This is a genomic window from Mycobacterium timonense (genome assembly GCF_025821985.1).
Classification (GTDB): domain Bacteria; phylum Actinomycetota; class Actinomycetes; order Mycobacteriales; family Mycobacteriaceae; genus Mycobacterium; species Mycobacterium avium.
This window is the reverse complement of sequence record NZ_JACKSY010000026.1, coordinates 221,896-242,364: the sequence shown is the minus strand read 5'-3', so window position 1 is coordinate 242,364 and position 20,469 is coordinate 221,896. Positions and strand designations below refer to the sequence as shown.

Annotated in this window: 16 protein-coding genes; 6 read left to right on the top strand and 10 right to left on the bottom strand. The window is 70.9% G+C overall.

Features of this window, described 5'->3' with window-relative positions:
* Positions 1-29 precede the first annotated feature (29 nt).
* Entirely contained in the window at positions 30-1,400 is a 1,371-nt protein-coding gene (locus H7I87_RS09370; protein WP_031347685.1) for an HNH endonuclease signature motif containing protein, read from the top strand.
* 647 nt (positions 1,401-2,047) lie between these two features.
* Here the strand turns inward: H7I87_RS09370 and H7I87_RS09365 are convergent.
* Both H7I87_RS09365 and H7I87_RS09360 read right to left on the bottom strand, forming a co-directional pair.
* Positions 2,048-3,013, bottom strand: coding sequence for an SDR family NAD(P)-dependent oxidoreductase (locus H7I87_RS09365; protein ID WP_033727218.1), 966 nt, complete (start codon positions 3,011-3,013; stop codon positions 2,048-2,050).
* Entirely contained in the window at positions 3,010-3,612 is a 603-nt protein-coding gene (locus tag H7I87_RS09360) for a TetR/AcrR family transcriptional regulator (protein WP_009978507.1), read from the bottom strand. Before H7I87_RS09360 ends, H7I87_RS09365 begins: the two co-directional genes overlap by 4 nt.
* 57 nt (positions 3,613-3,669) lie before the next feature.
* On the opposite strand from H7I87_RS09360, the gene H7I87_RS09355 reads away from it, so the two are divergent.
* Entirely contained in the window at positions 3,670-4,803 is a 1,134-nt protein-coding gene (locus H7I87_RS09355; RefSeq protein WP_011725847.1) for a phosphotransferase family protein, read from the top strand.
* Complete coding sequence (locus H7I87_RS09350; RefSeq protein ID WP_009978511.1) at positions 4,803-5,918, top strand: Rv3169 family protein; 1,116 nt, start codon at positions 4,803-4,805, stop codon at positions 5,916-5,918. The genes H7I87_RS09355 and H7I87_RS09350 overlap by 1 nt, the downstream gene beginning before the upstream one ends.
* On the opposite strand, the gene H7I87_RS09345 is transcribed toward H7I87_RS09350, so the two are convergent.
* Together H7I87_RS09345 and H7I87_RS09340 are read right to left on the bottom strand one after the other, a co-directional pair.
* The gene (locus tag H7I87_RS09345; protein ID WP_009978513.1) at positions 5,901-7,274 is read right to left on the bottom strand and encodes an LLM class flavin-dependent oxidoreductase; all 1,374 of its coding nucleotides are present in this window, start codon (positions 7,272-7,274) and stop codon (positions 5,901-5,903) included. The two genes, H7I87_RS09350 and H7I87_RS09345, sit on opposite strands and share 18 nt — an antisense overlap.
* Complete coding sequence (locus H7I87_RS09340) at positions 7,271-8,590, bottom strand: MFS transporter (protein ID WP_009978514.1); 1,320 nt, start codon at positions 8,588-8,590, stop codon at positions 7,271-7,273. The genes H7I87_RS09345 and H7I87_RS09340 overlap by 4 nt, the downstream gene beginning before the upstream one ends.
* Before the next feature lie 133 nt (positions 8,591-8,723).
* On the opposite strand from H7I87_RS09340, the gene H7I87_RS09335 reads away from it, so the two are divergent.
* Positions 8,724-10,070, top strand: coding sequence for a flavin monoamine oxidase family protein (locus H7I87_RS09335; protein ID WP_011725849.1), 1,347 nt, complete (start codon positions 8,724-8,726; stop codon positions 10,068-10,070).
* On the opposite strand, the gene H7I87_RS09330 is transcribed toward H7I87_RS09335, so the two are convergent.
* From H7I87_RS09330 to H7I87_RS09320, 3 genes are all read right to left on the bottom strand, one after another.
* The gene (locus H7I87_RS09330) at positions 10,065-11,015 is read right to left on the bottom strand and encodes an alpha/beta fold hydrolase (protein WP_011725850.1); all 951 of its coding nucleotides are present in this window, start codon (positions 11,013-11,015) and stop codon (positions 10,065-10,067) included. The genes H7I87_RS09335 and H7I87_RS09330 overlap by 6 nt on opposite strands.
* A gap of 117 nt (positions 11,016-11,132) precedes the next feature.
* Complete coding sequence (locus tag H7I87_RS09325) at positions 11,133-12,209, bottom strand: helix-turn-helix transcriptional regulator (RefSeq protein ID WP_009978518.1); 1,077 nt, start codon at positions 12,207-12,209, stop codon at positions 11,133-11,135.
* Positions 12,210-12,243: 34 nt separating this feature from the next.
* The gene (locus tag H7I87_RS09320) at positions 12,244-13,416 is read right to left on the bottom strand and encodes a glycosyltransferase (protein ID WP_062894370.1); all 1,173 of its coding nucleotides are present in this window, start codon (positions 13,414-13,416) and stop codon (positions 12,244-12,246) included.
* Positions 13,417-13,540: 124 nt separating this feature from the next.
* Between H7I87_RS09320 and H7I87_RS09315 the strand changes: the two genes are divergently transcribed.
* Positions 13,541-14,470 carry a chemotaxis protein CheB gene (locus H7I87_RS09315; protein ID WP_063967173.1) on the top strand — a complete coding sequence of 310 codons (930 nt, stop codon included), beginning with the start codon at positions 13,541-13,543 and terminating at the stop codon, positions 14,468-14,470.
* Here the strand turns inward: H7I87_RS09315 and H7I87_RS09310 are convergent.
* Genes H7I87_RS09310 through H7I87_RS09300 form a run of 3 tightly spaced genes read right to left on the bottom strand, consistent with a single transcriptional unit; the run spans position 14,467 to position 18,141 of the window.
* The gene (locus tag H7I87_RS09310) at positions 14,467-16,317 is read right to left on the bottom strand and encodes a CheR family methyltransferase (protein ID WP_003878844.1); all 1,851 of its coding nucleotides are present in this window, start codon (positions 16,315-16,317) and stop codon (positions 14,467-14,469) included. The genes H7I87_RS09315 and H7I87_RS09310 overlap by 4 nt on opposite strands.
* 52 nt (positions 16,318-16,369) lie before the next feature.
* Complete coding sequence (locus H7I87_RS09305; RefSeq protein WP_003874786.1) at positions 16,370-17,128, bottom strand: STAS domain-containing protein; 759 nt, start codon at positions 17,126-17,128, stop codon at positions 16,370-16,372.
* Positions 17,125-18,141 carry a chemotaxis protein CheB gene (locus tag H7I87_RS09300; RefSeq protein WP_009978522.1) on the bottom strand — a complete coding sequence of 339 codons (1,017 nt, stop codon included), beginning with the start codon at positions 18,139-18,141 and terminating at the stop codon, positions 17,125-17,127. Before H7I87_RS09300 ends, H7I87_RS09305 begins: the two co-directional genes overlap by 4 nt.
* Positions 18,142-18,267: 126 nt before the next feature.
* Between H7I87_RS09300 and H7I87_RS09295 the strand changes: the two genes are divergently transcribed.
* A complete protein-coding gene (locus H7I87_RS09295; protein WP_009978523.1) occupies positions 18,268-20,388 on the top strand; it encodes a catalase in 2,121 nt (706 codons plus the stop codon).
* The last annotated feature ends 81 nt before the right edge of the window (positions 20,389-20,469 follow it).

Below are 20,469 nucleotides of genomic sequence, written 5' to 3'. Positions count from 1 at the left end.
GTTCTATACGGTGGTGGCGTGGCGTTTTCCTGTCATCGGAACAGGCGCGGCAGCGCATCGGCGCCGCGCTCGACGCGATCGACGCTGCCCACGACGTGCTGCGGCGGACCTCGTCGGATCTGGTCGGCACTGGCTTTCGGATCGACGTCGCCGAACGACTCGAAACCCAGGACCGCACCAATCGGGGGCTGATGTACCGCTTCTTCGGCGAAATCGCCGACCCGCCCGACGAGGCCGGGTCGTTGCCGGTGGCGCGCTCCATGCTGTGGGCGCGGCTGCGCGTCAGCCCCGGAGAACTCCGGCGCCGCTTCGCGCTCGCGGCCCGCATCCGACCGCGCCGTTCGCTGACCGGCCCGCCGCTGGACCCCGAGCTGCCGGCGTTGGCGGCGGCGGTCGCTGCGGGCGCGGTCGGCGAGGACCACATCCGGGCGGTGTGCTCCGCGGTCGATGCCTTGCCCTGTGCGGTCCCCCGCTCCGCCACGTCGGACGCTGAGCGCACGCTGGTACGGCATGCGGCCAAACTCGATGCCGCCGTGATCACCAAGCTGGGCCGGCGAATCGCCGACTATCTCAATCCCGACGGCGAGTTCAGCGACGTCGATCGCGCCCGCCGCCGCGGTCTGCACCTGGGGCCGCAGGGCGTCGACGGGATGTCGCGGCTGTCCGGGCTGCTGGATCCCGAGACCCGCGCCTACTTCGAGGCCGTCGCATCGGCGGTGCGGCCCGGCCGTCACCAACCCGAAGGCGGCGGCGATCCGCGGGCACGCGATGAGCGCACGCCGTCGCAGCGTTGCCACGACGCGCTCAAGCTCGGCCTGGAAGTCGCCATCGCCTCGGGCGGTCTCGGCGTGCATCGCGGCCATCCGGTCACCGTGATCGCCAGCACCACGCTGGCCGAGCTCGACCAGGCCGCGCGCGCGGTGGCCGACCCGTCGATTCCGATGCCGGCGCCGGCGCTGACGGGCGGCGGTTCACGATTGCCGATGCCGGACCTGATTCGCATGGCAACCAAGGCAATTCACTATCTGGCGGTGTTCGACGAGCACACCGGCCGGCCCTTGTATCTGGGGCGGCAGAAGCGCGTCGCGACCGCGGATCAGCGGCTCATCTGTTATGCCCGTGACCGCGGCTGCACCCGACCCAATTGCCTTGAGCCCGGTTACCACTGCGAAGTGCATCATGCGCCGGACTGGGCGGACGGCGGCCGGACCGACGCGGACAAGCTGTTTTTCGCCTGCGGTCCCGACCATGGCGCGGTCAGCCGGGGCGAGTGGCGCACCAGTGTCGGCGACGATGGGCGATTGGCCTGGACCGACGGCAACGGGCCACCTCAGACCAACCGGGCACACCATCCCGACGAGCTGCTGCGCGGCGATCCCGACCCGCCCGAAAACGATTGACGGACGCGGCGATCGGCCGTCAAGCCGGTGTCGGCCCCCGGGCGAAGGGATTGCCGGAGTTTTTCCGGTGGTCGTTTTGGTGCCGATCCGCCGGGTAGCCGACGGGAGTCCATCCAATCGACATTGGGGGAAACACATATGGACGACCGAAAGATTCACCTTGTGATCGCGCGCCGCCCACTGGCAGCGCTCGGCGCCGGTGTGGCTGCGCTGGCTGTCAGCGGAGCACTCGGCGCGGGGGTCGCGTCGGCAACCGTGTCCCACGCGATGCCGGGCACCGCAACCGGCCCCGCGGTGAGCTTCCTGCCGAACAACCCGCCGCCACCCGGGCCACCTGGACCGCCCGGTCCTCCCGGGCCGCCCGGACCTCCCGGAGCGCCGGGCGCTCCGGGCGCGGTGGGGCCACCCGGCGGGCCAGGGGCGGTAGGACCTCCCGGCGGGCCGGGGGCGGTAGGACCTCCCGGCGGGCCGGGCGCACCCGGCGCTCCGGGGCCGGTGGGTCCGCCCGGCGGACCGGGCGCACCTGGCGCACCTGGACCTGCCGGGCCTCCGGGTCGCTAAACCCGTGAGCCGCGGTGGGGGACGGTGCAACGCCTCCCCCACCGCGGTGATGCGGGCCAGAAGAACCTAGTCCAAGCTGCCAGAACCTAGTCCAAGCCGAAGGGACGGAAGCTGCCGTCCAGCACCTGCAGGTGACCGATGGTGCGGCCGGTGACCCTGCCGGGATCTACCAGCGCCAATTCCACTGCGGCCCGGGCGAATTCGTCCGCCGACGCGGTGTCGTCGAAATCGCGGGCGTAGTAGGAAAGCCCCGGCGTGAGGATCGGTTTGGACGGCGACAGCGCATTGACCGCGATGCGATGGTCGGCGAGATCGTATGCCACACACTGGGTCAGGTGTTCGAGCGCGGCCTTGGACCCGCCGTACCCGGGCAGCACCCCGCCGCTGCGATCGGCGTACGGGCAGTCACCCGGCAGCCGGGAGGCGACCGAGGTGATGTTGATGATCGCTCCGCCGCCCGCCCCGATCATGTCCGGGCACACCCTCTGCATCAGTTCGTAGGCGGCGAAGACGGCGATGTCGAAATGCCGCCGGTAGGCGTGCAGCGGCGTGCTGACGAAGCCCGGCCAGCCCGGTTTGGCGCCGCCGGACGCCGGTTTGGCGCGCGCCTCGCCGCCGGACGCCGGTTTGGCGCCGCCCGACGCTGGTTTGGCGCCGCCCGACGCCGGTTTGGCGCGCGCCTCGCCGCCGGGCGCCGGTTTGGCGCGCGCCTCACCACCGGGCGCCGGCGGCCTGCCGGGCGCGGTGAAGGCCGCATTATTGACCAGAATCGTGATGGGGCCCAACGCCTCTCGAGCCGAATCCACCAGCCGCGCGACGTCGTCGCGGTCGGTCAGATCGGCCCGCACCGGCACCGCGCGCCCACCGGCGGCCTCGATGTCGGCGACCGTGGACCCGATGGTGCCCGGCAACCGGTCGTCCCAGACTTGCTCGGTCCGCCCGGCGACCGCCACCGCGGCGCCCTCGCTCGCCAGGGCCAGCGCGATGGCCCGGCCCAGGCCACGGCTGGCGCCGGTGACGATCGCGGCGCGGCCGGCCAGCCGGCCCGTCACCGCCGCACCCCGTGCACCACGATCGCCGTCGTCTGCTCCACCCACGCGTCGTCGAGTTCCTCCTCCGGGCGCAGCAGCATCCGCAGCATCGTCGCTCCCCCGATCAACTCGATCAACCGGTCCGGATCCACGTCGGGATGCGCCTCGCCGCGGTCCACCGCCTCGCGCAACCGCACCCGCACCGCGGTGAACAGGTCCGCGAACCGCGACATCACCCGGGCGTTGAGCGCAGGATCGGCCGTCATGTCGGCCACCAGGCCGGGCAGCGCGGCGCGCACCACGGGCGTGGTGAACACGTCGCGCGTGGCCTCGATCATCATCCGCATGTCGGCGGCGATGTCGCCGGCCGGCGCCTCCAGCGCGGTCGGGGCCGTCGGGAAGGCCGCCTCGTGCACCAGTTCGGCCTTGCTCGACCAGCGCCGGTACAGCGCCGATTTGGTGGTGCCGGCACGCTCGGCGACCGCCGCCAGACTGATATTCGAATAGCCCGTTTGGACAAGCAGTTCCGCGGTCGCCGATAGGATGGCCGAGTCGATGCGCGGATCGCGGGGGCGGCCGGCGCCGGGGGCCTTGTCAAGGCCGGACGGGTCTGCTTTCATAACGCTACCTACCGTATCGTAATTGCCGCGAAAAAGTCTCAAGGAATGGAGGCACCCGTGGCTACAGAACCGGCGGTCGACAACGTCGACCGGCTGCAGCGCTCGAGCCGCGACGTCACCACCGTGCCGGCGGTGATGTCACGCTGGCTTTCCACCGTACTGCCGGAGGGCGCCGAACCCGAGGTGACCGTGGAAAGCGGCGTGGATTCGACGGGCATGTCGTCGGAGACCATCATCCTGACCGCCCGGTGGCGGCAGGACGAACGCCCGACCGAGCAGAAGCTGGTGGCGCGGGTGGCCCCGACCGCCGAGGACGTCCAGGTCTTCCCGACCTACCGGCTCGACCACCAATTCGAGGTGATCCGCAAGGTCGGTGAGCTGACCGACGTGCCGGTGCCCCGGGTGCGCTGGCTGGAGAACACCGGCGAGGTGCTCGGCACCCCATTCTTCGTGATGGACTACGTCGACGGGCTGGTGCCGCCCGACGTCATGCCCTACACGTTCGGCGGCAACTGGTTCGCCGACGCGCCCGCCGAGCGGCAACGCGAACTGCAGGACGCCACCGTCGGCGTGCTGGCCAAGCTGCACTCGATTCCCAACGCGGCGAACACCTTCGGCTTCCTCACCGAGGGGCAGACCGGCGACACGGCGCTGCGCCGGCACTTCAACTGGGTGCGGTCCTGGTATGACTTCGCGGTGCCCGACATCGGCCGGTCGCCGCTGCTGGAGCGCACCTTCGACTGGCTGGAGGCGCACTGGCCGGCCGCGGCGGACGCCGCCGAGCCGGTGCTGCTGTGGGGCGACGCCCGGGTGGGCAATGTGTTGTACCGCGACTTCGTCCCGGTTGCGGTGCTGGACTGGGAGATGGTGACCCTGGGGCCGCGCGAGCTCGACGTGGCGTGGATGATCTTCGCGCACATGGTTTTTCAGGAGCTCGCCGGTCTGGCCACGCTGCCCGGCCTGCCCGGGGTGATGCGCGAGGACGACGTGCGCGCCACCTATGAACGGCTGACCGGCGTCGAGATCGGGGACCTGCACTGGTTTTACGTGTACTCCGGGGTCATGTGGGCGTGCGTGTTCATGCGCACCGGCGCGCGCCGGGTGCATTTCGGCGAGACCGAAAAACCCGACGACGTCGAATCGCTGTTCTACCACGCGGGATTGATGAAAAGACTTATAGGAGAAGAGTGATGCTCGGACCGCTCGACGAATACCCGGTACATCAGATCCCGCAGCCCATCGCGTGGCCGGGCTCCTCGGACCGCAACTTCTACGACCGCTCCTACTTCAACGCCCATGACCGAACCGGGAACATCTTCGTCATCAGCGGCATCGGATACTACCCCAACCTCGGGGTCAAGGACGCGTTCTTCCTCGTCCGGCGCGGGGACACCCAGACCGCGGTGCACCTGTGCGACGCCATCGACCAGGACCGGCTCAACCAGCACGTCAACGGCTACCGGATCGAGGTGAAAGAGCCGCTGCGCAAGCTGCGTCTGGTGCTCGACGAAACCGAAGGCGTGGCAGCCGATCTCACCTGGGAGGGGCTGTTCGACGTGGTGCAGGAGCAGCCGCACATCCTGCGTTCGGGCAACCGGGTGACGCTGGACGCGCAGCGCTTCGCCCAGCTGGGCAGCTGGAGCGGGCGCATCGTCATCGACGGCCAGGAGATCGCGGTCGACCCCGCGACCTGGATCGGCAGCCGCGACCGGTCCTGGGGCATCCGGCCGATCGGGGAGCCCGAGCCGGCCGGCCGGCCCGCCGACCCGCCGTTCGAGGGCATGTGGTGGCTGTACGTCCCGATGGCGTTCGACGACTTCGCGATCGTGCTGATCATCCAGGAGCAGCCCGACGGGTTCCGCTCGCTCAACGACTGCACCCGGATCTGGCGCGACGGCCGGGTAGAGCAACTGGGCTGGCCGCGGGTCAAGATCCACTACCGCTCCGGCACCCGCATCCCAACCGGCGCGACCATCGACGCCAGCGCCCCCGACGGCACGCCGGTGCACTTCGACGTGGAGTCCAAGCTGCCGGTGCCGATCCACGTCGGCGGCGGCTACGGCGGCGACTCGGACTGGCTGCACGGCATGTGGAAGGGCGAGAAGTTCACCGAGCGGCTGACCTACGACATGACCGACCCGGCGATCATCGCGCGCTCGGGCTTCGGGGTGATCGACCACGTGGGCCGGGCGATCTGCCGCGACGGCGACAAGGCCCCGGTGGAGGGCTGGGGCCTCTACGAGCACGGCGCGCTGGGGCGCCACGACCCGTCCGGATTCTCCGACTGGTTAACGGTCGCGCCGTAACCGGTACGCCGCCCCGGGGTGGTCGTCGCCGAGCAGCGGCCCCGCGGCCCCCAGGCGTTCGCGCAGCGTCGAACCCGGCACCTGCTCGGGCACGTGCCCGCGCCGGCGTAGCTCGGGCACAACGAATTTCGCGAAATCGACGAAGGTGCCCGGGGTGGTCACGTAGGCCACGTTGAACCCGTCGACGTCGGCGTCGTCGACCCAACGCTCGAGTTCGTCGGCGACCTCGGTCGGTGACCCCACCAGCACCGGGCCGCGCCCGCCGATGCCGATCTCGGCGGCCAGCTCGGCCACCGTCCAGGCCCGCCCCGCGGTGGTGAACGACGCCAGCGCCGAGCGGTTGGCGTCGGTTTCGACGTAGGTCAGCGGTTCGTCGGGGTCCAGCTCGGCCAGATCCACCCCGGTCCAGCCGCCGAACAGGGCCAGCGCCCCGCGGGGGCTGACGAAGCGCCGGTATTCGGCCAGTTTGGCGACGGCCGCGTCGTGCGTCTCGGCGACCACCGGGGTCACCATGGTGAACACCTTGACCGCCCGCGGGTCCCGGCCCAGCTGCGCGGCGGCCGTCCGCAGCGCCCGCACGGGCTCGCGCACCACCTGCGCCGTCGGCCCGGAGACGAAGACCGCCTCGGCGTGAGCCGCGGCGAAGCGGATACCGCGCGGTGAGGCCCCGGCCTGGAACAGCACCGGGGTGCGTTGCGGCGACGGCTCGCACAGGAACGGCCCGGGCACCGAGAAGTAGCGGCCCTTGTGCTCGATGTCGTGCACCTTGGCGGGGTCGGTGAACACGCCGCGCTGCCGGTCGCGCAGCACGGCGCCGGCCTCCCACGAGCCCTCCCACAGCTTGTAGCAGACCTCCAGATATTCGTCGGCGATCTCGTAGCGCTGGTCGTGCGGGATCTGGGCGTCCAGGCCCAAATTGCGTGCGGCACTGTCCAAATAGGATGTGACGATGTTCCACGCCACCCGGCCGCCGGTGAGGTGGTCCAGCGTGGAGAGCCGGCGCGCCAGGGCATACGGCTGCTCGTAGGTCAGCGACAGGGTGATGCCGAATCCCAGCGTCTCGGTCACCGCCGCCATCGCCGAGACCGCGGCGCTCGGTTCGTTGACCGGGAACTGCGCGGCGTCGACGACGGCGGCGTCGCGGGAGGCGCCGTAGATGTCGTAGACGCCGAGCACGTCGGCCAAAAACAGCGCGTCGAACCCGCCCGCCTCCAGCGTGCGGGCCAGCTCCGTCCAGTAGCTCAGCTCGCGGTACCGGTGGCCCTGGTCGTCGGGGTGCCGCCACAGCCCGGCCGACTGATGCCCGACGCAAGCCATGTCGAAGGCGTTGAGGTAGATCCGGCGGGCCGCGCTCATCCGATCGGCTCCCCGCGCGTCTCCCGGGCCGCGCAGGCGGCGCCCACGGTGATCGCCGCCAGCACCGCGAAATAGCCGACGATCAACCACGGCCGGCCGCCCCCGGCGACCAGCAACGACGCCGCGATCAACGGCGCGAACCCGCCGGAGAGCACGGCGCCGATGTGATATCCCAGGCTCGATCCGCTGTAGCGCACCCGGGTGTCGAACAGTTCGGCGAACCAGGCGGCCTGCGGACCGTACATCGCATCGTGAACGACGTTGACGCCGAACACGATTGCCACGACCACCAGCACCGCCGAGCCGGTGCCGGCGGCGACGAAGAACAACACCAGCGCCACGACCGACGCCAGCGCGCCGAACAGATACGGCGGCCGCCGCCCGACCCGGTCCGACAGCAGCGCCCAGCCCGGCGTGCTGAGAAACCCCAGCGCCGACGAGATCAGCACCGCGACCAGCCCCACACCGCTGCCCTTTCCGAATGAATCCTGAAGGTAGCTAAGCGAATACGTGGTCAACAGCACGAACAGCCCGATCTGCGACAGGCGCAGGCCGGTGGTGATGACGACGTTGCGCGCGTCGGTGCGCAGCACCTGCACGATCGGCAGCCGGGCCAGCTCGTCGCGGCTTCTGAGCCGGTCGAAGACTTCGGCGTCGGTGAGCCGCAGCCGCACGAACAGACCGACCGCCACCAGAAAGATGCTGAGCAGGAACGGGATTCGCCATCCGAAGCCGAGGAAGGCGGCGGGCCCGGTGGCCTTGCGGACACCGAAGAACACCGACGTCGCCAGCAGCATGCCGGCCGGGGAGCCCAGCTGGGTGAAGCTGCCGAACAGGCCGCGGCGGCCCGGCGGCGCATGCTCCACCGACAGCACCGCGGCCCCACCCCATTCCGCGCCCACGGCCAGCCCCTGCACCACCCGCAGCGACGCCAGCAGGGCCGGCGCCGCCAGCCCGGCCTCGGCGTAGGTCGGCAGCGCCCCGATCGCGGTGGTGACCAAACCCATCACCAGCAGCGCGGCCACCAGCACGGTCTTGCGGCCCAGCCGGTCACCGAAGTGGCCGGACAGCACCGCACCGAGCGGGCGGGCCCCGAATCCGGCGGCGTAGGTGGCGAACGAGGCCAGCGTCCCGGCGGACGGCGAGATGTTGGGGAAGAACAGCGGTTTGAACACCAGCGCCGACGCGGTCGCGTACAGGTAGAAGTCGTACCACTCGATGGTGGTGCCGATCATGCTGCCCGCAGCGACGGTGCGCAGCCCCGGCCGGGCGGGAAGGTCGCCGGCCGAAGCGGCGGCCGGGCTGGTCAGAGTCACGCGGTTGCAGGGTAATGAACCCGTCGGCGCCGGCGAATGTTTGCCATCGCCGTGATGCGAACGCCGGGCGGATGCGCTGGGGCTTTGCCACAATTCGCCGACAAACCCCGCGAAATGCGGTTCACTAGAGCGCGTGTCAGGGCCGCCGCGGATCGTCGACGTCGTCGTGGTCGGCGCCGGCTTTGCCGGGCTGGCCGCCGCCCGCGAGCTCAACCGGCAGGGCCATGACGTGGTGGTCTTCGAGGGCCGCGACCGGGTGGGCGGGCGGTCGTTCACCGGCAGCGTCGCCGGGCTGCCGGCCGATCTGGGCGGGACGTTCGTCGGGCCCACCCAGGACGCGGTGCTGGCGTTGGCGGCCGAACTCGAGGTGCCGACCACCCCGACGCACCACGAGGGCAAGAACCTGATCCACTGGCGCGGCTGGACGCACGCCTACCACGGCACCATTCCCAAGCTGTCCCTGACCGGCCTGCTGGACATCGGCCGGCTGCGCTGGCAGTTCGACCGGATCGCCCGCAGCATTCCGCTGGCGGCGCCGTGGGAGGCCCGGCGGGCGGCCGAACTGGACGGCCTGTCGCTGGGCGGCTGGCTGCGCTCGGTGCGCGCCACCGCCTCGTCGCACGCGCTGCTAGCGATGGTGGCCCGGGTGACCTGGGGATGTGAGCCCGACGAGGTGTCGATGCTGCACGCCGCCCGGTACGCGCACGCGGCCGGCGGGCTGGACCGGCTGCTCGACGTCGAGGACGGCGCCCAACAGGACCGCTTCCCCGGCGGCACCCAGCAGATCGCCGCGGCCGCGGCCGCCGAACTGGGCGCACGGGTGGTGCTGGGCGCGCCGGTGCGCCGGATCGAGCGGCACGGCGCGGGCGTGACCGTGCGCACCGACCTCGGCGACACCGAGGCCGGGTTCGTCATCGTGGCCATCCCGCCGGCGCATCGCGCCGCGATCGAGTTCGCCCCGCCGCTGCCCGCCGAGTACGAGCAGCTGGCCCGGCACTGGCCGCAGGGCCGGCTCAGCAAGGCCTACGCGGCCTATTCCACCCCGTTTTGGCGGGCCGACGGCTTCTCCGGGCAGGCGCTGTCGGACGAGGGCCCGGTTTTCATCACCTTCGACGTCAGCCCGCACCCGGACGGCCCAGGCATCCTGATGGGTTTCGTGGACGCCCGCGCCTTCGACTCGCTGCCCGCCGACCAGCGCCGCCGCGACGCATTGCGTTGTTTCGCAACGCTTTTCGGCGACGACGCGCTCAAGCCCCTCGACTATGTCGATCACCGTTGGGGCGCTGAGGAATTCGCGCCCGGCGGACCCACCGCGGCGGTGCCGCCGGGCTCGTGGACCCGGTTCGGGCGGTGGCTGCGCGAACCCGTCGGGCCGATCCACTGGGCCGGCACCGAAACCGCCGACGAGTGGACCGGATTCCTCGACGGCGCCATCCGCTCCGGCCGGCGCGCCGCCGCCGAGGTGACCGCCCTGCTATGAGCTGATCCGGTGGGTGGGCAGGTTGCGGGTCGCAGATTCGGCGAGCGCCCGCAGCCGCCGGTTCACCTCCCGCGGGTGTTCCAGCATCGAGCAGTGCCCGCCGGGCAGCTCCACCAGCTCGATCAGGTTCGGCAGGCCCTCGGCGATCCTGCGGGACTGGCGGATGGGTGTCAGCCGGTCCCGTTCGCTGCCGATGACCAGCGTCGGCACCGTCAGCCCGGCCAGGTCCAGGTAGCGCGACCCCAGGGCGGAGACCAGCGCCCGCGCGCAGCCGGCCCGCCCCGCCGGCGCGGTGTTCTCGAACAGCTCGTAGACCAGCCGGGCGATGGCCGGGTCGGCGTCGCGGCCGGTGGCCAGCAGCGCGACCAGATGGCGGCTCGGGACGCGGGCCGCCCGCGGGACCGCGAACCCGGCGAACGCGCCGATCAGCACGCGCCCGGCCAGCACCCGGGCCGGCGACAGGCCCGGCGGCACCGAGAGCAGCTGCACCTGCCGGATCAGCTCACCGCTGGTGGTGTTGATCAGTGCGACGGCGTCCGCGCGCCGGGAAACCTTGTGCCGGTAGCGGTTTGACCATGCGGCGATGGTGATGCCGCCCATCGAGTGCCCGGCCAACACCGCCCGCTCGTGCGGCGCTAGCGTCGCCTCCAGCACCGAATCCAGATCGGCGGCAAGGTGTTTGAGGCTGTAGCCGGTGGCCTTCGGCACGCCGCTGCGGCCGTGGCCGCGATGGTCGTAGGCGATCACCCGGTAGTCACGGGCCAGGTCGTCGATCTGGTATGCCCAGGCGCGGATGGCGCAGGTGATGCCGTGGGTCAGCACGATCGGATACCCGTCCGGCGGACCGAACACCTGCGCGTGCAGCCGGGTGCCGTCGACCGCCCGGACCGTGACGGTGCGACTCGGCGGCAACCGGTCGGGGAACGGGTCCGTTCGAGCCCTCATCGCCGCTCCCCCTTCGAACGCGGCCCCGTCGCCGCAGCTAAAGGATCAGACGATCTTATCGCCAAGTTCGGTTCGCTTTTGGTAAATCGGGCAAACGATTCTTCTCTCGCGCTTCCGTCACACCGCCGTCTGCTGCCGCAGCGTGGTGTGCGGGCTCTGGCCGTAGGTCTGCCGGTAGAGCACCGCGAACCGTCCGGTGTGCGCGAACCCCCAGCGCTGGGCGATCTCGGTGACCGTCGAGGAGGCGGTCGTCGCGGCCACCAGCTCCTGGTGCGCGCGGCTGAGCCGGACCCGGCGCATGTACTCGGTCGGGGTGGTGTCGAGCTGGCGGCGGAACAGGTACTGCACCGCGCGCGGCGTCAGGTGCACCGCGGCCGCGACATCGTTGATGCCGATGTCCTCGGCGGCGTGGCGGTGGATGAAAGACACCGCCTCCTTGAGGGTTTCGGGCAGGGCGAGATCGCTGACCGGATCCTGCTCGGTCAGGTTGGACGGATAGCACTCGAGCAGCGCGCCGGCCAGCAGGCCGGCCATCCCGGCGGCGATCAGCGGTTGCCGGGCGGTGTCGGGCGAGGCGAGCGTCAACATCGCGTAGTCCAGCGCGCGATGCCAGGCCCGCACCGCGGCCCGCGAGCGCGGCCGCCAGTTCAGGAACTGGGTCTGTTGCGACAACGCGGTGTGCCATTCCGCGGCGACTTTCTGCAGCACCTCCGCCGCGATGGTCACCACATCGAAACGCGCTCCGTGGCAATGCAATACGCAGGCCATGCCGTGGGCGACGAGGAGCGGGAAGTCCGGGGTGGCCAGCGGGCCGCCGGCCACGTTGAGCGCACCGGCCCGCGGCTGGATCACGACGACGGTGTCGCCCGCCGGGATCTCGAGGGTCATCCTGCCCTGGATGGCCACCTCGTCGACCGTCATCGATCCGGTGTCGCTGCGCCGATGCGACACGACGCAGTGGTTGGTCACCCCGGCGATCCGCCAGCCCGGGTCATAGGCCGTGGCGAAGAACCGGCGCGCCGACTGCGCGTCGGCGCCGCGAAACTGCTTGTATTCCACCGCAACGGGGCGGGCCCGGCGCTCGCCGTTGACCGCGAGCACCGGATCGACCGGACCGTAATCGGACCGGGCCGCCTCGGCCGGCGCACCGACCGGCGCGCCGTCGTCGCGGACCGTCATGGTGGTCAGGCCCATGACCGGCCCGGGGGGAAGACCGTGGGCGGGCGCGTCATCGCAGCACCGCGTCGCCGTCGAGGGGCGCGGCCGGCTCGTGCACCCCGAGGCTTTGGTAGATGTTCAGCGCGTCCAGCGCGATCCGCTGCCAGGCGAAGCGCGACTGCGCGCGGCTGCGTCCGGCCGCACCCATGCTTTCGCATTGAAACTTCTGGGCCAGCAGCCTTCTCAGCGCGGCGGCCAATCGCGCGGGATTCTCCGGCGACACCACGATGCCGGTGATGTCGTCGAGCACCACGTCGGACAGCACCCCCACGGTGGCCACGACCACCACCACCCCGCTGGCCATCGCCTGCAGCACCGGGGTGGGGCGCGGCGGCCGGCGCGGCGTGCACACCAGCACGTCGGCCGAACGGAGCAACCGGGGCAGCTCGTCGCCGCCGACCGGTCCGGCGAAGCGGACCCGGTCCGCCACCCCGAGGTGCACCGAAAGGCGCAGCAACCGGGCTCGCGCGCCGTCGTGCCCGTCGCCGCCGGGGTCGGTCTCGGCGATCACCAGCTCCGCACCGCGAACCTTGGGCAGTGCCCGGATGGCGAGATCGATACCGTTGTGCCACAACGGGTTTGGCGCCACATACAGGATGCGCTGCAGGGCCCCACGGGAGTCCGCCGGGCCGGTCGGGGTGTAGCGCTCGGCGTCCACCCCGCAGGTCAGGGCGGATACCCGCACCCGGCGCCGGCGCAGCCGGGCCAGCGCGTCGACGTCGGCGCTGCTCTCCCCGGTCACCCAGTTCGCGCTGCGGGCCAGCAGCGGCTCGATGCGTTGGCGTTCGGTGCCGCGTTCGCCGTCGTGGCCGCGCGCCGTCGCGGCCAGGCCCAAAAACGACTGCACGGTCGGAATGTGGCGCCGCCGGGCGGCCAATTGGGCGGCCAGCCCGCCCAGCCAGCCGTAGGCGTGCACCACGTCGGGCCGGTCCTTGGACCAGATCCGCTCGAGGGCGCCCGCCCAGTCCCCGACGTAGGGCAGCACGTCGACCGGCGCGGCCGCGTCGCGCGGGCCCACCGGCACCGACACCCGCCGGTAGCCGTCCGGGGCGCTGCCCCCGCGTCGCCGCCCGGCCCGCCGCAGGCAGGTGGTGACGTCATTGCCCTGGGCCGCCAGCGCGGCACCCAACTGTTCGGGGTCCTCCCCGACGACGTCATCGCCGCTGACAATTGCAATTCTCAACTGCAATTCCCTCCGCGCGCCATCGTCCGTCCGCCAACATCGGGTGGCATACCCCGGCCCGGGACGGACAAACGGCCCGGATCACCTCTTCGGCGCGCACCCGTCACGGCCAGCGCCGCCGGAAATGCGCCGACGGGTGGAGACTGAACGGGTGACGACTGAGGCGGATCGGCCCGGAGTCGAGCTGGTGGCGCTGGTGGCGTCGGCGGGCGGCTTGGAGGCGCTGACCACCGTGCTGCGGGATCTGCCGCGCGATTTTCCCGCCGCCGTCGTCGTCCAGCAGCACCTGGCCGGTCATGACAGCCTGCTGGCCACCATCCTGACCCGGCAATCGGGGCGGCCGGTCGGCTGGGCGGCCAACGGGCGAGCCGTCACGCCCGGGGAGGTGGTCATCTGTCCGCCGGGCAAGGCGCTGGAGCTGACGCCGCAGGGCCGCTGGCGGCTGCACGGCGCACAGCAGCACGGGGCGCGGGGCGCCGACGTGTTGTTGACCTCGATCGCCGGCTCCTACGGACCGCGAGGCGTCGCCGTCGTGCTGTCGGGGTCCGGGCGCGACGGCGCGGCGGGCACCGTCGCGATGCGCCGGGCCGGCGGCGTGGTGATCGCCGAGAGCCCGGCCACCGCCCTGTACCCGTCGATGCCGATCGCGGCCGCGCAGGCCGGTGCCGATCTGGTGCTCGGGATCGGCGAGATCGCCCCCGTGCTGGCCGACCTGGTCCACGGGTTGCCGCTGCCGCGACGATCGCCGCCGGCAGACGCGCCGGACGAGGCCTACCTGAATGGCGGCGTCGACCCGGACGGCATCTTCGCCCGGCTGGCGGCCCGGTTCGGCGCCAACACCCCGGCAGCGCGCGCCGAACTCGCCCGGCTGCGCGCGGCCGAACTGCGCCGCCGCCGCCAGGAGCTGTCCGCCGGGGTCGGCGCCACCCGGGAGACGGTGGCCACGGCGCGGCGCCGGGCCGAGGAGTCGCGCCGGCGCGCCCTGCTGGCCCACCGGGCCGCCGACGAGGCGTGGGCGCGCTCCGAACAGGAGCACCGCGACCGGGACGGCTAGCCCACCACGTCCATCAGCAGCAGCGCCCCGCCGACGGTTCCCTCGTTGCCGCGAAACGACGTGCAGGTGACCCGCACCCGGGCCGGGCGGCCGCGCCGGTTGACCGCATCCACCACGACCTCACCGGAGCCGTCCGGGTCGACGAACGCGTTGCCGATCAGCGGACGCACCGCGTCCAGCGGCAGCCCGATGTCCAGCGCGGTCAGCATGGTGCCCGTCGTCTCGTCGGCCCGCAGCCCCCACAGCTCTTCGCAGCCCCGGTTCCACAGGATCACCTTCATCTCGCGGTCCACCACCACCATGCCCATCCGCACCGAGTCGACCAACGAATCCAGGAAGCTCTTCGCGTCGTCGAGTTCCAGGCTGCGTTCGCGCAGCATGTCGTTGATGGTGTGCAGTTCGTCGTTGGTGGACTGCAGCTCCTCGTTCATCGTCTCGAGTTCTTCGTTGGTGGACTGCAGCTCCTCGTTGGTGGTCTCGAGCTCCTCGACCGTGGACTGCAGTTCCTCGTTGGTGGTTTCGAGTTCCTCGTTGGTGGACTGCAGCTCCTCGTAGGCCGCCTCCAGCTGGCGGTTGGTCTGCACCACCTTGTCCAGCAGCGCGCGCGTCGCGGTCACGTCGAAGAACACGATGGACACGCCGAGCAGGCCGTTCTCGGCGTCGACGAGCGGGTTGACGTGGATCTCGAACCACACCGTCTCGGCGCCGGGCCGCTGCCATTTGACGTCCTGGATGCGCGCCGAGCGCCGCTCCACCTTCGCCTGCTCCAGGTAGGCGCGCAGCTCGACGGGACGGTAGGACACCTCGAGATCGCGCAGCAGCCGGCCGATGTCGCGCGCCGAGAGCCCGAAGACCGTCTCGGCCTGCTGGTTGATCATCGCGACGGTGTCCTCGCCGGTCACCACGATCTGGGCCACCGGGCTGGCCCGGAACGCCAGATCGCGCACCGTCGCCAGCCCCGGCAGGTCAGCGTGGCGTTCGTAGAACGCGCCCGCCGGGTCGTAGTGGTCCAGGCCGCTGTGGCTGCCGACCGCCTTGCGGAAGATCCGGTGCTTGAGGCTCAGCGGGGTGAACCGGTCACCGTGGCTGAGCAGCATCTCGGCGTGCCCCAGAAACAGCGTGCCCTGCGGGGCAAGCGCAAAATGCAAGCGCCCCAACACATTTCGCTGGGTCTCGGCGTTCAGATACATCAGCGTGTTGCGGCACACCAGCAGGTCCACCCGGGAGATCGGCGCATCCTTGACCAGGTCGTTGCGGCCGAAGATCACCGCCCGGCGCAGATCCTTGTGAAAAACGTAGCGGCCGTTGACCTGTTCGAAGTAGCGGGCCAGCAGATCCGCCGGCACCGACTCGACCGCCCGGGCGTCGTAGGAGGCGCCGCGCGCCTCGGTCAGCGCGTCCTCGTCGACGTCGGTGGCATAGATCTTCACCCGCTGCCGGAACGCGTCGAAGCCCAGCGCCTCGGCCAGCAGCATCGCCAGCGTGTAGGCCTCCTGGCCCGAGGCGCACCCCGCACTCCACACCCGGATCGGATCGTTGGGCCCGCGTTCGGCCAGCAGCCGCGGAATGACTTCGGCGGCGACGAACTCCCAGGCGTCCGGGTCGCGGAAGAACGAGGTGACGTTGATCAGGATGGTGTTGAACAGCGCGGTGAACTCGTCGGAGCTGGCCTGCAGGAAGTCCAGGTACTCGTCGAAGGCGGTGTAGCCCGCCTGGTCCATCCGGTGCCGGACGCGGCGCATCAGCGAGGTGCGCTTGTAGCCGGTGAAGTCGAAGCCGCGCGAATCCCGCATGTACCGCAACAAGGCCTCGAATGCCTCGTCGGCCTCGTCAGTCGTGGAATTCATCCAAGTCCCGTCTGATAAGGGTGCCGAAGGACTTGAACACTACTCGCGGGACTCAGATCCGGTCTTCCCTGCCGACCGATCCCCACACGGTCTTGCCGGACGACGTGGGGGTGGCTCCCCACACCCGGCACAGCGCCGACACGATGGCCAGCCCGGAGACGATGTCGGCGCCGCGGTCGGCGTCCTCGTGCCGGCCGGGCAGCGCAAAGCTGTTGTCCTCGACCGCGACCGTGACGGTGTCGCGATGGCTCTCGACGATCAGCACCGGCGCGCTCTCGGTGTGGTCGAGGACGTTTTCGACGAACACGGTCGCCACCGTCGCCGCGACGGGGATGACCTCCCGGATGTCCCACTGGGTGAGCCAATCGGTGAGCACGGCGCGGGCCAGGTGCAGGCTGGTGTCGGAGCGCGGCAGTTCGGTGCGGGCCCGCCGCCGCACCTGCAGGGTCCGGCCGTGCACGGCCCGCACGGCCAGCTCGCGGGTGGGATGCACCGGCACGTAGCGGGTCACGCCGGCGGTGGTGATCTCGCGCCGCGTCTGCGGGTGCGCGCACACCAGCAGGATCGGGACGTCGGGCCAAATGCTGACGTGCCAGCGCGCGCTGGTGAACACCGTCCAGGCGGAGGCGGACGGGGCGCGCACCCGGTCGACGTCGACGACGACGGCGCGGGGTTCGTCGATCGCGGCCTTGATGACGGTGTCGCGCACGGTGCGGTAGGTCGAACTGTCGAGCACGCCGTCGACCGTCAGGACCGGCACGTCCCGGTCCTGTTCGGACGCGATCTGCACCGCGGACCGCTGCTCGTTCACCGGGTTTCACCCTCGGCGGCGCCGGCCAGCCGGTGGCTGAGCACGTGCAGCGCGCGTTCGCTTTCCTCGGCGATCTGGGTGTAGCGCCGCGAGAGCAGGCCCGCCCCGGCCTTGCCGGCCATGTCACGGGCCAGCCGGGCCTTCTCCTGCAGGCTGCGCACCGCCACCCACAGGGCGCCCTCGAGCTCGTTGTCCCGCGCGCTCAGCAGGGCCTCGGCCGTCCAGGCATGACCGACCCGGCAGCGGTAGTTGCCCTCGCTGAGCGAGACCAGCGAGCCGTTGCAGTCGGGACAGGTGTAGCCGGACGGCGGGCCCAGCTTTTCGGTGTCGAAGTCGGTGGCGAACCGCGACATCATGGCGATGCGGTTCTCCAGCTCCATCCCGGGGTCGCGTTGCATGTCGGGATCCTCTATCTCTCGGTGCGCCAGCTCCTTGAGCACCACGCCGATGTCGGCCGCGGCGGCCTGCCGGTCCACCACACCGGCGTCCAGGGCGTTGGCCGGCATCGCCGGGAACAGTGCGTCGTCGGGTGATTGGCAGACGGTGACCCCGCCGCGGGAGCGGATGGCCGCCATCCCCAGCACGCCGTCGTCGAGCACACCGGAGAGCAGCACGCCGATCGCGCGCGGCCCGAACGTCAGCGCCACCGACCGGAACAACGCGTTGATGGCGGGCCGGTGGCCGTTCTCGGTCGGCCCCTGCGACAGCAGCACGTGCGCGCCGTCGACCAGCAGATGCCGGTCCGGGACGCCGACGTAGATGTGCCCGGGTTGCAGCGGCGCGCCGTCCTGCGCGGCGGAGGCGGGCAGCGGACCGCTGCGGTCGATGATGCGGGCCAGGATGCTGGGCGCTCCCGCGGGCACGTGCAGCACCATCAGATACGCGAACGGCACGTCCGGCGACAACCCGGCGGCGAGGTTCGACAGCGCCTCGACGCCGCCGGCCGACGCACCGATCGCTACCGCGCCACGAAGGTCGCTCTGAAGGTCGCCGTCTGCCGCCGCAATCACCACTTTCGACTACCCCTATCGATCGTAGGCAACCCACCCACCGATGGATAGGGGCACAGCCGCGCCGTTTGCGCGGGTGAGCCGGTGGTACTCCCCCACGGTCGAAAGGGTCGAAAGGAGAGGCAACACATGGCCACCGACCACACTTCGGGTGCGCCCGATCCCAAGCAGCGCGATCTGGAGTCCGCGCGGTTCCGCCGCGACACCGGATACCTGACCACGCAGCAGGGCGTGCGCGTCGACCACACCGACGATGCGCTCACCGTCGGCGAGCGGGGTCCGACGCTGCTCGAGGATTTCCACGCCCGGGAGAAGATCACCCACTTCGACCACGAGCGCATCCCGGAGCGTGTGGTGCATGCGCGCGGGGCCGGCGCCTACGGCTATTTCGAACCGTACGACGACCGGTTGGCGCAGTACACGGCGGCGAAGTTCCTGACCTCGCCGGGCACCAGGACGCCGGTGTTCGTGCGTTTCTCGACGGTCGCCGGATCGCGCGGTTCGGCCGACACCGTCCGCGACGTGCGCGGGTTCGCCACCAAGTTCTATACCGAACAAGGCAATTACGACTTGGTGGGCAACAACTTCCCGGTGTTCTTCATCCAGGACGGCATCAAGTTCCCCGACTTCGTGCACGCGGTGAAACCCGAGCCGCACAACGAGATTCCGCAGGCGCAGTCGGCGCACGACACGCTGTGGGACTTCGTGTCGCTGCAGCCCGAGACGTTGCACGCCATCATGTGGCTGATGTCGGACCGGGCGCTGCCGCGCAGCTACCGCATGATGCAGGGGTTCGGGGTGCACACCTTCCGGCTGGTGAACGCCCGCGGCGAGGGGACTTTCGTGAAGTTCCACTGGAAGCCCCGACTCGGCGTGCACTCGCTGATCTGGGACGAATGCCAGAAGATCGCCGGCAAAGACCCCGATTACAACCGCCGCGACCTGTGGGAGGCCATCGAATCCGGCCAGTACCCGGAGTGGGAGCTGGGCGTGCAGCTGGTCGCCGAGGACGACGAGTTCAGCTTCGACTTCGATCTGCTGGACGCGACGAAAATCATTCCGGAAGAACAGGTTCCGGTATTGCCGGTGGGCAAGATGGTGTTGAACCGCAACCCCGACAACTTTTTCGCCGAGACCGAGCAGGTCGCGTTCCACACCGCCAACGTGGTGCCGGGCATCGATTTCACCAACGACCCGTTGCTGCAGTTCCGCAACTTCTCCTATCTGGACACGCAGCTGATCCGGTTGGGCGGCCCCAACTTCGCGCAGCTGCCGGTCAACCGCCCGGTGGCGCAGGTGCGGACCAACCAGCACGACGGTTACGGGCAGCACGCGATTCCGCAGGGCCGGTCCAGTTACTTCAAGAACAGCATCGGCGGCGGTTGTCCCGCACTGGCCGACGAGGACGTGTTCCGGCACTACACCCAGCGGGTGGACGGGCAGACGATGCGCAAGCGCGCCGAGGCGTTCCAGAACCACTACGGCCAGGCGCGGATGTTCTTCAAGAGCATGTCGCCGGTGGAGGCCGAACACATCGTGGCCGCCTTCGCCTTCGAACTCGGCAAGGTGGAGATGCCCGAAATCCGTTCCGCGGTGGTGGCACAACTCGCCCGCGTCGATGACCAGCTGGCCGCCCAGGTCGCGGCGAAACTGGGGCTGCCCGAGCCGCCCGAGGAGCAGGTGGACGAGTCGGCACCAGTTTCCCCGGCGCTTTCGCAGGTCACCGACGGCGGCGACACCATCGCGTCGCGCCGGATCGCGGTGCTGGCCGCCGACGGCGTCGACGTGGTGGGCACGCAACGCTTCACCGAGCTGATGGAGCAGCGCGGCGCGGTGGTCGAGGTGCTGGCCCCGGTGGCCGGCGGCACGCTGGCGGGTGGGTCCGGCGGCGAGCTGCGGGTGGACCGGTCCTTCACGACGATGGCGTCGGTGCTCTACGACGCGGTGGTGGTGGCGTGCGGACCGCGGTCGGTGTCGACGCTGTCCGACGACGGCTACGCCGTGCACTTCGTCACCGAGGCCTACAAACACCTCAAGCCGATCGGCGCCTACGGGGCCGGTGTCGACCTGCTCCGCAAGGCCGGCATCGACAACCGGCTCGCCGAGGACACCGACGTGCTCAACGACCAAGCGGTGGTCACCACCAAGGCCGCCGCCGACGAGCTGCCCGAGCGCTTCGCCGAGGAATTCGCCGCCGCGCTCGCGCAGCACCGGTGCTGGCAGCGGCGCACCGACGCGGTGCCGGCCTGAAAGCCGGCCGAAGACCGCCAAAAGGTTTTCCCGGCCGCCGGGACGGGCATCCGGCTCAGAAGGCGTCATCGTGGACAGGAG

What these genes read in the sequence shown, in the direction of transcription:
- H7I87_RS09360 (WP_009978507.1), bottom strand. Translation starts at nt 3,612, where the DNA reads ATGAAAGCAGACCCGTCCGGCCTTGACAAGGCCCCCGGCGCCGGCCGC.
- H7I87_RS09350 (WP_009978511.1), top strand. Translation starts at nt 4,803, where the DNA reads ATGCTCGGACCGCTCGACGAATACCCGGTACATCAGATCCCGCAGCCC.
- H7I87_RS09345 (WP_009978513.1), bottom strand. Translation starts at nt 7,274, where the DNA reads ATGAGCGCGGCCCGCCGGATCTACCTCAACGCCTTCGACATGGCTTGC.
- H7I87_RS09330 (WP_011725850.1), bottom strand. Translation starts at nt 11,015, where the DNA reads ATGAGGGCTCGAACGGACCCGTTCCCCGACCGGTTGCCGCCGAGTCGC.
- H7I87_RS09325 (WP_009978518.1), bottom strand. Translation starts at nt 12,209, where the DNA reads ATGGGCCTGACCACCATGACGGTCCGCGACGACGGCGCGCCGGTCGGT.
- H7I87_RS09315 (WP_063967173.1), top strand. Translation starts at nt 13,541, where the DNA reads ATGCGCCGACGGGTGGAGACTGAACGGGTGACGACTGAGGCGGATCGG.
- H7I87_RS09310 (WP_003878844.1), bottom strand. Translation starts at nt 16,317, where the DNA reads ATGAATTCCACGACTGACGAGGCCGACGAGGCATTCGAGGCCTTGTTG.
- H7I87_RS09295 (WP_009978523.1), top strand. Translation starts at nt 18,268, where the DNA reads ATGGCCACCGACCACACTTCGGGTGCGCCCGATCCCAAGCAGCGCGAT.